Genomic DNA, 12,501 nt, shown 5'->3' on the forward strand with positions numbered 1-12,501 from the left:
GCGGACGATGCGTACGCGACGTGACGGGACCCGGTGGCACGGCGGGGGCGTGGCGCGGCTGCGCGGCTGGGGAGGCGTGGCCACGATGGCGCTGGCCTGTCTCCTGGCGACCGCCCTGGTCCTGGTCCTGCCCCGGCTCAGCGACGGCGGCAGCGGCAGCGGCAACAGCGCGGCACGGAAGGCCGGTTCACGGGGCGCCGACCCGCTCACGCAGGCCGCGCCCGCGCGCGCCGACGAGCAGTGTGAGGAGCCGGAGCGCAGCCTGCGGCCCTCGCCCAAGGACGGCCCGGTGCTCGAAGCGATCAAGAAGCGCAAGGTCAGGAAGCTCGTCGTGGGCGTCGACCAGAACAGCTACCGCTGGGGCTACCGCGACCCGAACAAGGAGAAGGGCGAGCTGGAGGGGTTCGACATCGACCTCGCCCGGGAGATCGCCGAACGCCTGCTCGGCGACCGGAAGGCGGTGGTGTTCCGGGCGATCCCCACCAACCAGCGCATCCCCGCCCTCCAGAGCGGCCAGGTCGACATGGTGGTCCGCACCATGACCATCAACTGCGCGCGCATCGAGCAAGTCGACTTCTCGACGGCCTACTTCGAGACCGGCCAGCAGGTGCTCGCCCCCAGGAAGTCCACCATCACCGGCTACAACGACACCCTCAAGGGCAAGCGCGTGTGCTCGGCGGCGGGCTCCACGGCGGAGGCCGCCCTCAAGGAGAAGAGCTTCGGTGCCGACATCAAGACCACGGTGCCGAACCAACTCGACTGCCTGGTAAGGCTCCAGCTGGGCCAGGTGGACGCGGTCCTCACCGACGGCGCGCTCGCCGCGGGCCAGGCCGCCCAGGACCCGACGGTCGCGCTGAAGGGCAAGCCGTTCACCACCGAGTACTACGGCGTGGCGATGAAGAAGGGCGCCGACGATTTGGTCCGCCGGGTGAACGACGTCCTGGAGGACTACCGCAAGGACGGCTGGAAGAAGTCGTACGACGACTGGCTCGCCGACGACCTGGGCTCCTCGGCCCGCCCGCCGAAGCCGAAGTACAAGGACTGACCCGAAGTACCCCGAAGTACGGAAGTACAAGGACTGGCCCGACGAGACCCGACAACTGATGTGACAGCACGCGAGAGTGCGCAACGCAGAGCGGAGAGGTGATCGATGAGCGTCGCGGGACCCCCCGGCCCCGTCATGGACCGGGACGAGGTGGACCGTGCCCTTGCCCGCCTCGACGCCGAACACGAGGCGATCGAGACCTCGCTCCTCGCCCTCCAGGACCACGCCGGGCGCCGTCTGCTCGAAGGCGCCCGGCTCACCGGCACCACCCAGGAGCGCTGGCTCGGCGCCGAGCGCCAGATCACGCTCCTGTGGACGTACTTCGACGCGTACGCGGGCGCCCTGCGCACCGCCCGCGAGGTGCGCGAGCGCAGGCGCTGGCCCAACCGCGACGACCTGACGGAGCTGACGCTGCTGCTGCGCGGCGAGAGCGTGACGCTCGCGGGCGGGACCGCGTCGGGCGCCGCCCCCTCGATCACCGGCCCCGCCAGGCTCACCGAGCGGTTCACCCTCGAAGAGCTGGTCGCGCGGATGAACGACCTGTACGCGCACTCCCTGGACACCGTCGTCGCCGCCGACGCCGTCTGGTCGGCGCTGCCCGCCCGCATCGACCTGCTCGCCGCCGAGCTCCAGCGCACCCGGCAGCTCGCGCACTCCGTGGGCGTGCGCCCCGGCGAGCACCCCTCGGGCGACGACCTGGAGAGCATCACGCGGGAGCTGGCCCTGCTGCGCGAGCAGGTGGTCTCCGACCCGCTGGCCTTCTGGCAGCCCGCGCCGGGCAGTTCGGCCCCCGGCGGCGGCCGCCCGCACACCGACCGCTACGACACGGCGGCCCGCGCCCTGGAGGACGTGCGCCGCGAGATCGACGCCGTGCTCACCGTGCGCCAGGACGCCGAGGCCCGGCTCGGCAAGCTGCGCGACCTCCTGTCGCGCGCGGACCGCACCCTCGCCGAGGCCCGCTCCGCGCGCGGCGAGGTCCTCGCGAAGATCGCCGCGTCCGAGGTGCCCGCCGTCTCCGGACCGCCGACGGCCCTCCAGGAACAGCTGGCCATGGCCGCCGACTACCGCCGCAACGCGCAGTGGCACCGGCTCTCGCCGCTCCTGGAGTCCCTGGAGCAGAAGGCCGAGGACGAACTCCTGCGCGCCCGCGAGTCGCTGACCGCCGTCACCGCGCCGCTCGCGGTCCGCGCGGAGCTGCGCGGCCGCCTCGACGCGTACAAGGCGAAGGTCGCCCGGCACGGCCTCGCCGAGGACCCGTTCCTCATCGAGCGGTACGACACCGCGCGCCGGATGCTCTGGAGCGCGCCCTGCGACCTGCGCGTCGCCGAGCAGGCGGTACTGCGCTTCCAGCAGGCCGCCGCCGAGGCCCTGGCACCTCGGGTCCCGCAACCGGGCGGGCCCACCGACCGGAGGGGGGACGCATGAGCGAGCACACGGCCCAAGGGACCGCGGGGCCGCGGCCCTGTCAGCGGCCCGGCTGCACCGGCGCGTACGAGGACGTGGGCGGCGGCGAGCTGTACTGCGACACCTGCGGGCTCGCCCCGGTCGTCTCGCCGCAGGGCATGGTGGGCTCGCCCGCGACCGGCGTCACCGGCGGCGCGAAGGGCTCGGGCGCCTCGGGCCGGTCCGCCTCCGCCCGCTCCACGCGCGGCAGTTCGCGCTCCTCGCGCTCCCAGTCGTCGCGCCGCTCGGTCTCCGGCCGCCTCTCGCGCTCCCTGTCGGGCCGTACGTCGTCGCGGTCGGTCTCCGTGCGCAGCTCGGGCACGGCCAGCGGCTCCTCGGCGCGCGCCCGCCTCGGCATGGGCCTGGTCGCCGTGCCCGCCGTGCCGCGCCCCGACCCGCGCGGCGCGGTGCAGCGCGACCCCGAGGTGCCCGAGCGCAAGCGGTTCTGCTCGCGCTCCGACTGCGGCGCCCCGGTGGGCCGCGCGCGCGGCGACCGGCCGGGGCGCACGGAGGGCTTCTGCACCAAGTGCGGCCACCCGTACTCCTTCGTGCCCAAGCTGCACCCGGGCGACATCGTGCACGGCCAGTACGAGGTCGTGGGCTGCCTCGCGCACGGCGGCCTCGGCTGGGTGTACCTGGCGGTGGACCGCGCGGTGTCCGACCGCTGGGTGGTCCTCAAGGGCCTGCTCGACACGGGCGACCAGGACGCCATGGCCGCCGCGATCGCCGAGCGCCGCTTCCTCGCCGAGATCGAGCACGCCAACATCGTGCGGATCTACAACTTCGTCGAGCACCTGGACCAGCGCACGGGCTCCATGGACGGCTACATCGTCATGGAGTACGTGGGCGGCAAGTCCCTCAAGGAGATCGCCAACGGCCGCCGCACCCCGGGCGGCAAGCGGGACCCGCTCCCGGTCGAGCAGGCCTGCGCGTACGGCATCGAGGCCCTGGAGGCCCTCGGCCATCTGCACAGCCGCAACCTGCTGTACTGCGACTTCAAGGTCGACAACGCCATCCAGACCGAGGACCAGCTCAAGCTGATCGACATGGGCGCGGTCCGCCGCATGGACGACGCCGAGTCCGCCATCTACGGCACGGTGGGCTACCAGGCGCCGGAGGTCGCCGAGGTCGGCCCCTCCGTGGCGTCCGACCTGTACACGGTGGCGCGCACCCTCGCGGTCCTCACCTTCGACTTCCAGGGCTACACCAGCGTCTTCGTGGACTCCCTGCCCGACCCCGACCACATCGAGGTCTTCCGCAGGTACGAGTCCTTCTACCGGCTGCTCGTCCGGGCCACCGACCCCGACCCGGCCCGCCGCTTCGCCTCGGCCCAGGAGATGTCCGAACAACTGACGGGCGTCCTCCGCGAGGTGGTAGCCCTCCAAAGCGGCCGCCCACGCCCGGCCCTGTCCACCTTGTTCGGCCCGGAACTGAAGGTCACGGACACGGAGCTGTTCGGGCAGCTGGAAGGCGACGTCTCGCTGTTGGGTTCCTCTGTGGGCAATCGTCCCGCAGGGCGAGTGGGGTCTCCCCTGCTCGAGCGAAGCCGAGAGCTTGGGGAAGGGTGGGCACAGCCCCCGGCGCCCCGCACCGCTGCAACTGGGGCCCCAGCCGGAGAGGGCACGGCCCCCGTACCCGTAAAATCCCTGGACACCCCGGCCGCAGCCCTCGCCCTACCCATCCCCCGGGTCGACCCCGCCGACCCCAACGCGGGCTTCCTCGCAGGCCTAGTGGACTCAACGGGCGGCGGCGAACTACTGGCCGCCCTGCACGCGGCCCCCGCCCACTCCGCCGAACTCCGCCTGCGCGAACTGCGCGTCCGCCTCACCCTGGGCGAACACACCCTGGCGGGCAACGCCCTGGACTCCCTGGAGAAGGACTACCCGGACGACTGGCGGGTCGTCTGGTACCGGGGCGTCGCCGCCCTCGCCACCGGCGACCACGAGAACGCGGCGCTGTCCTTCGACGCCATCTACGACGCGTTCCCCGGCGAGCCCGCGCCCAAGCTGGCCCTCGGCCTGTGCGCCGAGGTCCTCGGCCAGCTGGACAACGCCGCCGAGTACTACCGCCTCGTGTGGGCCACCGACCCGAGCTACGTCAGCGCCGCCTTCGGCCTGGCCCGCGTCCAGCTGGCCACCGGCGAGCGCGCGGGCGCCGTACGGACCCTGGAGTCCGTACCGGAGTCGTCGATCCACTACACGGCGGCCCGGGTCGCGGCGGTGCGGGCGCGGCTGCGACGGCGTATGACGTTCGACACGGCCGAGGGTCCTGGCGCGGGCTTCCTGGACGACCTGACGGCCGCAGCCGGGCAGGTGGAGGCCCTCGCGGGCTTCGGGCTCGACGCGGTGCGCAGGGAGCACCTGTCGACCGAGGTGCTCGGCACCGCGCTCGACTGGGTACTCTCCGGTAGGCACTCTGGTCACGCCTCCGCCCCGTCGACGGCCTCCGGCGACCGGCACGCGCGGACCGTACTGCTCGGCAGCGATCTGGACGAACGCGGCCTCCGGTTCGGTCTGGAGCGCGCGTACCGGACGCTCGCCCGGCTCGCCCAGGGTGGCGAGGAAAGGATCGAACTGGTGGAGCGGGCAAACCGTTTCCGCCCCCGGACGTGGGTGTGAGGATGTCGGAAATGCACCAACCGGCGGCCCTGTCGACGTGTCCCAGCTGCGAGTGGCCCCTGGACGCGGGCGACTTGTACTGCGGCGCGTGCGGTTACCACCTCTCGGCGGCCCCGGTGCCACCGGACGACCGCCCCACGCTGGTGATCAACGGCCTGCACCGCACCGCCCCCGAGCCCCCGGCGGCGCTGCCGGAGGGGCCCGACGCGTGGCCCGCCGCCCCCGACGCAGCGCGCGGGGCCCGGGGCGACATCGCCGCGAGCGAGACCCAGGACGCCGACGACGTCCGCGTACGGGAGAGCGTCGACGCGCGCGACGGGCACGCGGGCCGGGACGAGGCGGCCGAGCCCGACGACTACCCGCTGCCCGCCCCCGACCCGCGCGCCGGTGCCCCGGCGGCCCCCGCGGCCGGGCCCGCCGGGAAGGCCAAGGTCTGTGTCGCCTGCCGCGCGGGCAGCGTCGCGCCGGACGGCTACTGCGAGAACTGCGGGCACGCCCAGCCGCGCGAGCGTGACCACCTGGAGCGGGAGCTCGACGCGGTCGCCGCCGTCAGCGACCGCGGCCTGCGCCACCACCGCAACGAGGACGCCTTCGCGATCTCCACGGCCGCCCTGCCCGACGGCTCCCCCGCCGTCGTCGCGATCGTCTGCGACGGCGTCTCCTCGGCGACCCGCCCCGACGAGGCCTCCGCGGCCGCGGCCCGCGCCGCCGACGCGTCCCTGCGGGCGGCCCTGCCGCACGGCACCCATCCACAGCAGGCCATGCACGACGCGATCGTCGCCGCCGCCGACGCCGTCAACGCTCTCGCGGACGAGCCCGCCGCGGCCCGCGAGCACCACCCCCACCAGAACGCGCCCGCCTGCACCCTCGTCGGCGCCGTCGTCACCGGTGGCCTGCTCGTCGTCGGCTGGGTCGGCGACAGCCGCGTCTACTGGGTCCCCGTCGACCGCACGGGCCCCGCCGTCCGCCTCACCGAGGACGACTCCTGGGCCGCCCAGATGGTCGCCGCGGGCCTGATGAACGAGGCCGAGGCGTACGCCGACGAGCGCGCCCACGCCATCACCGGCTGGCTCGGCGCCGACGCGTACGAACTGGAGCCGCACACCGCTTCCTTCAAACCGGACCGTGCGGGTGTAGTGGTGGTGTGCACCGACGGCCTGTGGAACTACGCGGAGGCGGCCGAGGAGATGGCCGCGGCCGTGCCCGCGGACGCCGCCGAACGGCCGCTGCACAGTGCCCAGGTGCTCGTCGGCCACGCCCTCGACGGCGGCGGCCACGACAACGTAACAGTGGCGGTCCTGCCGTTCCCGGCCGCGTCGCGAGGGGCAGGATCGGCCTAGCGGTCCGGGCGCGACGCCGTCGCCCGCGCCGGGACCTTCGTACGGTACGGGCCCCGAAGGGCTGCCGTGCACCCGTACTTCATGCGCGCGCCCACACCGTGGGACCGCCGTGGGAACCGTCTCAGGGGGGAACAGCAACCATGGCCAACTTCTTCAAGTCGAGCGTCCCGCAGTTCACCGTCGACGTCTATCAGAACGAGTACCTCCCGGAGGGCGGCCGCGAGGTCAACGCGATCGCCACGGTGACCTCCACCGGCGGCGGCACCATCGGCTCCGCCGTCAGCGCGCCCCATCTGTACGCGGCGGGCCAGGGCCCGGACGCCGCCGTCGCCATCATGGTCGACTGCTCGGGCTCCATGGACTACCCGCCGACGAAGATGCGCGGCGCCCGCGACGCCACGGCCGCCGCCGTGGACGCCCTGCGCGACGGCGTGCACTTCGCCGTCATCGGCGGCACCCACGTCGCCAAGGAGGTCTACCCCGGCGGCGGCCGCCTCGCCGTCGCGGGCCCGCAGACCCGCACCCAGGCCAAGGAGGCCCTGCGGGGGCTCAGCGCGGGCGGCGGCACCGCCATCGGCACCTGGCTGCGCCTGGCCGACCGGCTGCTCGCCTCCGCCGAGGTGTCGATACGGCACGGCATCCTGCTCACCGACGGGCGCAACGAACACGAGTCGCCGGACGCCCTGCGCGCCTCCCTCGACGCCTGCGCGGGCCGCTTCACCTGCGACGCCCGCGGCGTCGGCACCGACTGGGAGGTGAAAGAGGTCACAGGCATCGCCTCCGCGCTGCTCGGCACCGCCGACATCGTCGCCGACCCCGCGGGCCTCGCCGACGACTTCACGCGCATGATGGAGACGGCCATGGGCAAGGAGGTCGCCGACGTCAGCCTGCGGCTGTGGACCCCGATGGGCGTCGAGATCGTCTTCGTCAAGCAAGTGGCGCCCACCGTCGAGGAGTTGACCGACCGGCGCACCGAGGCCGGGCCGCGCGCGGGCGACTACCCGACCGGCTCCTGGGGCGACGAGTCCCGCGACTACCACGTCTGCGTCCGCGTCCCGGGCGCCGAGCTCGGCCAGGAGATGCTCGCCGCCCGCGTCTCCCTGGTGGTGCCGCAGCGCGACGGCACCGTACAGAGCCTGGCCCAGGGCCTGGTGCGCGCGGTGTGGACCGACGACCTGGCGGCGTCCACCTCCATCAATCCGCAGGTCGCGCACTACACCGGCCAGGCCGAGCTGGCCCAGGTGATCCAGCAGGGCCTGGACGCCCGCAAGCTGGGCGACCTCGACGGCGCAACGGCCAAGCTGGGCCGGGCCGTTCAGCTCGCGAGCGCCTCCGGCAACGAGGACACCGCCAAGCTGCTTTCGAAGGTGGTGGACGTCGTGGACGCCACGACAGGTACTGTTCGATTGAAGGCGCGCGTCGCCGAGGCCGACGAGATGACGCTCGAGACGCGCTCGACGAAGACCGTGCGCGTGAAGAAGTAGCACGAGCGAGCGAACGTGTCCCTCGTCATACGACGGCACGGAGCGTCGTGATACGACGGCGCAGTACAGCTACGCCTGCCCGTACCGGACAAGCACCGCACACGGCCCTGGGGCCGGAGAAGGAGAGGGGGAAGCGCCGACATGCCGACCTGCCCGAACGGACACCAGTCGGGTTCCGACGACTGGTGCGAGGTCTGCGGTCACCGCATGGCCGGTGCCGTACCGCCGCCGCCCTCCCCGCCGCCCCCGGCCGCCGGGTACGGCTATCCGCCGCCGGGGCCCGGCCAGCCCGGCCCCGGCCAGCCCGGGCCGCCGCCCGCGCCCGGCGGCCGCCCGCACCTGTCCGCGGTGCCGGACCACGAGCCCCAGCTGTGCCCCCAGTGCCGCACCCCCCGCGAGGCGAACGCGCCGTTCTGCGAGGAGTGCCGCTGGAACTTCCTGACGAACACGGCGACGTCGTACACGCCCGCCGCGCCGAACCCGCCGCTGCCCACGTCCCCGGGCATGCCCGGGCCCGGCGGCCCGTCGCGGCCCGGCTTCGACGGGTCCGCGGGGCCCGGTGGGCCTGGCGGTCCCGGTGGGCCTGGCGGTCCCGGTGGTCGCGGTCCGTTCGGTGGCCCTGATGGTCCCGGTGGTCCCGGGCGTACGCCGGGTGGTCCCGGTCCGTTCGGTGGGCCCGGGGGCCCGGGTGGTCCTGGTGGGCCCGGCGGCGGTCCCGGTGGGCCGGGTGCGCCTGGAGGCCGTGGGCCGTTCGGCGGCCCTGACGGTCCCGGCGGCCCGGGTGGCCCTGGCGGTCCCGGTGCGTTCGGTGGCCCGGAAGGTCCCGGTAGGCCGGGCGGTCCCGGTGGACCCGGCCCCTCGGGCGGCCCTGGTCCGTTCGGTGGCCCCGAGGGTCCCGGTGCGCCCCGCCCCTTCGGCGAGGGCCCTGGCGGGCCTGGTGGCGCTCCCGGTGGGCCCGGTGGGCCCCGCCCGTTCGGCGGCCCGGAAGGCCCCGGCGGGCCTGGTGGGCCTGGCGGACCGCGTCCCTTCGGCGGACCCGGCGCCCCGAACGGCCCCGGCGCGCCCGAAGGCCCCGGCGGGCCGGGCAACGGGCCTGCTGGCCCCGGTGGACCGGGCGGCCCTGGCGGACCCGGCCCTGGTGGCCCCGGTGGCCCGAACCCCGGTTCCCAGTTCCCCCCGTCCGCGGGCTCCGGCTCCGGTCACGACCCCTTCGACTACCAGGGCTCCCGCCCCTCCCAGGTGAACCGTCCCGCCGAGCCGATCCCGCCCTTCGGCGGCGGCCCGGGCGGCGGCGCGCCGCAGGGGTTCCAGCAGCAGGGTCCCCCCGCGCCGCCCGCGTTCCCGCGCGAGACCGGTGCCCCGCAGGGGCCCCCGCCGCCGGGCCCCGGCCCGTCGGGCCCGCCGACCGGTGGCGGGGACGACTGGGTCATCTCGCCGCCCTCGGCCGAGGCGCCCGCGCAGGGCTTCCCGCCCCAGGGGCAGCCGCAGAGCCCGGCGCAGGGCCCGGGGACCTGGACCGCGACCATCGGGCCCGACCGCGAGTACTTCATGGCGATGATGCAGCGCAGCGGCCCCGAGGCCGCGGGCCTGAACCTGCCCGCGTACTCGCCCGAGCAGCACCGCCCGCTGGTCGGCAACCAGGTCACGATCGGCCGCCGTCGGCACTCCACCGGCGACACCCCCGACATCGACCTGTCGGTGCCGCCGGAGGACCCGGGCGTATCGCACCAGCACGCGATCCTGGTCCAGCAGCCCGACGGCGGCTGGGCGGTCGTCGACCAGAACTCGACCAACGGCACCACGGTCAACGGCGGCGAGGAGCCCATCCAGCCGTTCGTCCCCGTCCCGCTCCAGGACGGCGACAAGGTGCACGTGGGCGCCTGGACGACGATCACCGTCCGCCGCGACTGACCCCAGCGCGCCCAGCGCGACCCCGAAGGGCCGTACGCCCGCCGTCACAGCGGCCAGGCGTACGGCCCTTCGGGGTCGTCCAGCCACGCCCACGCGTACTCCCCGCTGACCGTCACCCCGAACCGCTCCCGCACCGGGCGCCCCTCCCGCTGCCACAGCGCGAGCGCCTCGTACGGATCCAGGGTCCCGGCCGTCAGCTCCAGGAGGAAGCGGAACAGCTCGCTCTGCAACGCCCGGCGCGGCAGCCCCCCGAGGTGCGGCTCCTGCGCCATCCGGCCGCTGCCGCCGCGCAGCGGCACGAAGTACGCGGGCGTGTGCAGGAACCGCCCCTCCGCGTGCGTGGCGTCCCGCACCCGCAGCGCGATGATCCCCGTCGCCAGGGGCGCGAGCACCAGCGCCCCGGGGCGGCACTGCGCCAGCCAGGGCCTCGGCACCGAGTTCAGCGTGCAGGTCGCGACGATCCGGTCGTACGGCGCCCGGCGCGCGCACCCCGCGGCCCCGTCCCCGGTGACCACGGTGGGCCGGTACCCGGCCACGGCGAGGTGCCGCCGCGCGGACTCGGTGATCTCCGGGTCCAGGTCGACGGTCGTGACGTGGCCGTCCCCGAGCCGGTGGGCGAGCAGCGCCGCGTTGTAGCCGGTGCCCGCGCCGATCTCCAGGACGTCGTACGGCCCGCCGTCACCGACCTGAAGCTCCACCAGCATCTTGGCCATGAGCGAGGGCTGGCTGCTGGAGGAGAGCAGCTCTCCGTCCCGGACGCGGGTGGCGAGCGGCGCGTCCGCGTACGCCCCGCGCAGCCACCGGGCCCGCCGCACCGGGTCGGGGTCCTCGCCCCACAGCCGTTCGTAGCCCCCGGCCTGGCTCACGTAGTAGTAGGGCACGAACACGTGCCGCGGCACCGCCGCGAACGCCGCCCGCCAGCCGGGATCGCCGTCGAAGGCACCGCCCGCCTCGATGTCCCGCACCAGGGCGGCCCGCGCCTCGGCGGCGACGACGGGGTCGGGTTCGTCCCTGAGCGGAGCTTGCGCACCCATACCCCCACTGTGCTGCTCCCGGGCGTCTGATGCGAGCGGTCCTAAGCCTTCCGTCCTCGGCCACGGCGTCTGAGACCATGGAGAGGTGAATGAGATCCCGCGCGGCACGCTTCAGGAGCAGACCTTCTACGAACAGGTCGGCGGCGAGGAGACCTTCAGGCGCCTGGTGCGCCGGTTCTACGAGGGGGTCGCCGAGGACCCGCTCCTGCGGCCCATGTACCCGGAGGAGGACCTGGGCCCGGCCGAGGAGCGCCTCGTGCTGTTCCTGATGCAGTACTGGGGCGGCCCGCGCACCTACAGCGACAACCGCGGCCACCCGCGGCTGCGCATGCGCCACGCCCCCTTCACGGTCGACCGCGCGGCCCACGACGCCTGGCTCAAGCACATGCGCGCGGCGGTCGACTCCCTGAACCTCTCCGAGGAGCACGAGCACACGCTGTGGAACTACCTGACCTACGCGGCCGCCTCCATGGTGAACACTCCGGGCTGAGCGGGCCCGCCACGCGCCTCAGGCGGGCGTGACGGACAGCGCTCCGGCGCCCGCCCGCCGCAGCGCGACGGACCCGTAGGGCGTGCGGAGCCGCAGCCAGACCCCGGCCGACAGCAGGTCGATGCAGTCCCCCCGCAGGAACCCGAGCGACTGCGCCGCGTGCGCGGCCCGCACCGGCAGCCCCGTGCCCGGCACGACGCGGGACCAGATCTCCCGCCCCACCCGGTCCAGCTCCGCCCGGACCCTGCGCTCCGGCGCCAACTCCTCCACCCGGGCCCGGAATTCGGTGACCGCGCTCCGCACCAGGGCCCGCACCTCAGGTGCTGCCGGAAGGCCAGGGACGCGCTCCCAGCCGCCCCGGGGCGGCAGCACACCGGCCCACGGCGGCCCGGTCACGGCGGCGGGCACGGCGGCCGTACCCGCCGCCCCCGTCGATTCCGCCGACTCCCCCACGGACTCCAGGAACTCGCCCGCGGACACCGTCACGTCGAGCGAGGTGTCGAGCCCGTCCTCGTACGGCTTGGCGAGCCGCGCCGTCCGGATCGCGAGGACCTCGAACGACGGCGGCCGCCCGAACACGGCGAGCGTCTCCCCCGCCGCCTGCAGCCGCACCGCGGCCGCCTTGTCATAGTGGACCAGGCGGGCCAGGAAGGCGGCCAGGTCCGCCGCCTCCCCCGGGTCCACGAAGTGCAGCCGCACGGTCATGCGACCAGCGCCTCCGCACCGCCCGCGCTGTCGTCCTGGTACTCCTCCAGGATCGCGCGCTCCTCGGCGGTGATCCGCCGGGGGCGCTGCGCCCGCAGGTCGAACGGCACGACGACCGTCGTCGCCCGCACGTACACCTGCTCCGGGTCCTTGATCTCGTACGAGACCGTCAGGGACGCGGCGCCTATCTTCGTCACCCACGACTCGATGGTGACCGGCTCGTGCCGGTGCACCAGCGGCCGCAGATAGTCGATCTCGTGCCGTGCCACCACGGACCCGCCGGAGAACGACGGGCCGTCCTCCGACGAGAGCCGGAACATGAAGTCGATGCGCGCCTCTTCCAAGTACCGCAGGAAGACCGCGTTGTTGACGTGCCCGAAGGCGTCCATGTCCGACCACCGCAGCGGGCAGCTGTACAGATGACGGGCCAT

The 12,501-nt window shown here is 74.7% G+C and carries 10 protein-coding genes; 7 read left to right on the forward strand and 3 right to left on the reverse strand.

Going from position 1 to position 12,501, the window contains the following annotated elements; genetic code table 11:
* Positions 1–7 precede the first annotated feature (7 nt).
* The 6 genes from ACIG3E_RS08270 to ACIG3E_RS08295 all read left to right on the forward strand — a co-directional run bounded on the left by ACIG3E_RS08270 (position 8) and on the right by ACIG3E_RS08295 (position 9,841).
* Entirely contained in the window at positions 8–1,045 is a 1,038-nt protein-coding gene (locus ACIG3E_RS08270) for a glutamate ABC transporter substrate-binding protein (protein ID WP_399612797.1), read from the forward strand.
* A 105-nt stretch (positions 1,046–1,150) separates the two neighbouring features.
* On the forward strand, positions 1,151–2,470 hold the full coding sequence (locus ACIG3E_RS08275) for a hypothetical protein (protein ID WP_399612799.1): 1,320 nt from the start codon (positions 1,151–1,153) through the stop codon (positions 2,468–2,470).
* Positions 2,467–5,106 carry a tetratricopeptide repeat protein gene (locus ACIG3E_RS08280; RefSeq protein ID WP_399612802.1) on the forward strand — a complete coding sequence of 880 codons (2,640 nt, stop codon included), beginning with the start codon at positions 2,467–2,469 and terminating at the stop codon, positions 5,104–5,106. Before ACIG3E_RS08275 ends, ACIG3E_RS08280 begins: the two co-directional genes overlap by 4 nt.
* A gap of 2 nt (positions 5,107–5,108) precedes the next feature.
* Positions 5,109–6,446 carry a PP2C family protein-serine/threonine phosphatase gene (locus tag ACIG3E_RS08285; RefSeq protein ID WP_399612804.1) on the forward strand — a complete coding sequence of 446 codons (1,338 nt, stop codon included), beginning with the start codon at positions 5,109–5,111 and terminating at the stop codon, positions 6,444–6,446.
* A 140-nt stretch (positions 6,447–6,586) separates the two neighbouring features.
* Positions 6,587–7,930, forward strand: a complete 1,344-nt coding sequence (locus ACIG3E_RS08290; RefSeq protein WP_399612806.1) for a VWA domain-containing protein — start codon at positions 6,587–6,589, stop codon at positions 7,928–7,930.
* A gap of 141 nt (positions 7,931–8,071) precedes the next feature.
* On the forward strand, positions 8,072–9,841 hold the full coding sequence (locus tag ACIG3E_RS08295) for an FHA domain-containing protein (protein WP_399612809.1): 1,770 nt from the start codon (positions 8,072–8,074) through the stop codon (positions 9,839–9,841).
* A 44-nt stretch (positions 9,842–9,885) separates the two neighbouring features.
* On the opposite strand, the gene ACIG3E_RS08300 is transcribed toward ACIG3E_RS08295, so the two are convergent.
* On the reverse strand, positions 9,886–10,875 hold the full coding sequence (locus tag ACIG3E_RS08300) for a methyltransferase domain-containing protein (RefSeq protein WP_399612812.1): 990 nt from the start codon (positions 10,873–10,875) through the stop codon (positions 9,886–9,888).
* An 85-nt stretch (positions 10,876–10,960) separates the two neighbouring features.
* On the opposite strand from ACIG3E_RS08300, the gene ACIG3E_RS08305 reads away from it, so the two are divergent.
* Positions 10,961–11,365 carry a globin gene (locus ACIG3E_RS08305; RefSeq protein ID WP_399612814.1) on the forward strand — a complete coding sequence of 135 codons (405 nt, stop codon included), beginning with the start codon at positions 10,961–10,963 and terminating at the stop codon, positions 11,363–11,365.
* Positions 11,366–11,383: 18 nt separating this feature from the next.
* Here ACIG3E_RS08305 and ACIG3E_RS08310 read toward each other — a convergent pair whose 3' ends face one another.
* Complete coding sequence (locus ACIG3E_RS08310) at positions 11,384–12,070, reverse strand: hypothetical protein (protein ID WP_399612816.1); 687 nt, start codon at positions 12,068–12,070, stop codon at positions 11,384–11,386.
* Entirely contained in the window at positions 12,067–12,501 is a 435-nt protein-coding gene (locus tag ACIG3E_RS08315; RefSeq protein ID WP_399612818.1) for an acyl-CoA thioesterase, read from the reverse strand. Before ACIG3E_RS08315 ends, ACIG3E_RS08310 begins: the two co-directional genes overlap by 4 nt.

This window comes from Streptomyces sp. NPDC053474 (assembly GCF_044544845.1).
Classification (GTDB): domain Bacteria; phylum Actinomycetota; class Actinomycetes; order Streptomycetales; family Streptomycetaceae; genus Streptomyces.

Coding starts and splice junctions, on each gene's coding strand:
- ACIG3E_RS08270 (WP_399612797.1), top strand. CDS start 8: ATGCGTACGCGACGTGACGGGACCCGGTGGCACGGCGGGGGCGTGGCG.
- ACIG3E_RS08275 (WP_399612799.1), top strand. CDS start 1,151: ATGAGCGTCGCGGGACCCCCCGGCCCCGTCATGGACCGGGACGAGGTG.
- ACIG3E_RS08280 (WP_399612802.1), top strand. CDS start 2,467: ATGAGCGAGCACACGGCCCAAGGGACCGCGGGGCCGCGGCCCTGTCAG.
- ACIG3E_RS08285 (WP_399612804.1), top strand. CDS start 5,109: ATGTCGGAAATGCACCAACCGGCGGCCCTGTCGACGTGTCCCAGCTGC.
- ACIG3E_RS08290 (WP_399612806.1), top strand. CDS start 6,587: ATGGCCAACTTCTTCAAGTCGAGCGTCCCGCAGTTCACCGTCGACGTC.
- ACIG3E_RS08295 (WP_399612809.1), top strand. CDS start 8,072: ATGCCGACCTGCCCGAACGGACACCAGTCGGGTTCCGACGACTGGTGC.
- ACIG3E_RS08300 (WP_399612812.1), bottom strand. CDS start 10,875: ATGGGTGCGCAAGCTCCGCTCAGGGACGAACCCGACCCCGTCGTCGCC.
- ACIG3E_RS08310 (WP_399612816.1), bottom strand. CDS start 12,070: ATGACCGTGCGGCTGCACTTCGTGGACCCGGGGGAGGCGGCGGACCTG.
- ACIG3E_RS08315 (WP_399612818.1), bottom strand. CDS start 12,501: ATGGCCCGTCATCTGTACAGCTGCCCGCTGCGGTGGTCGGACATGGAC.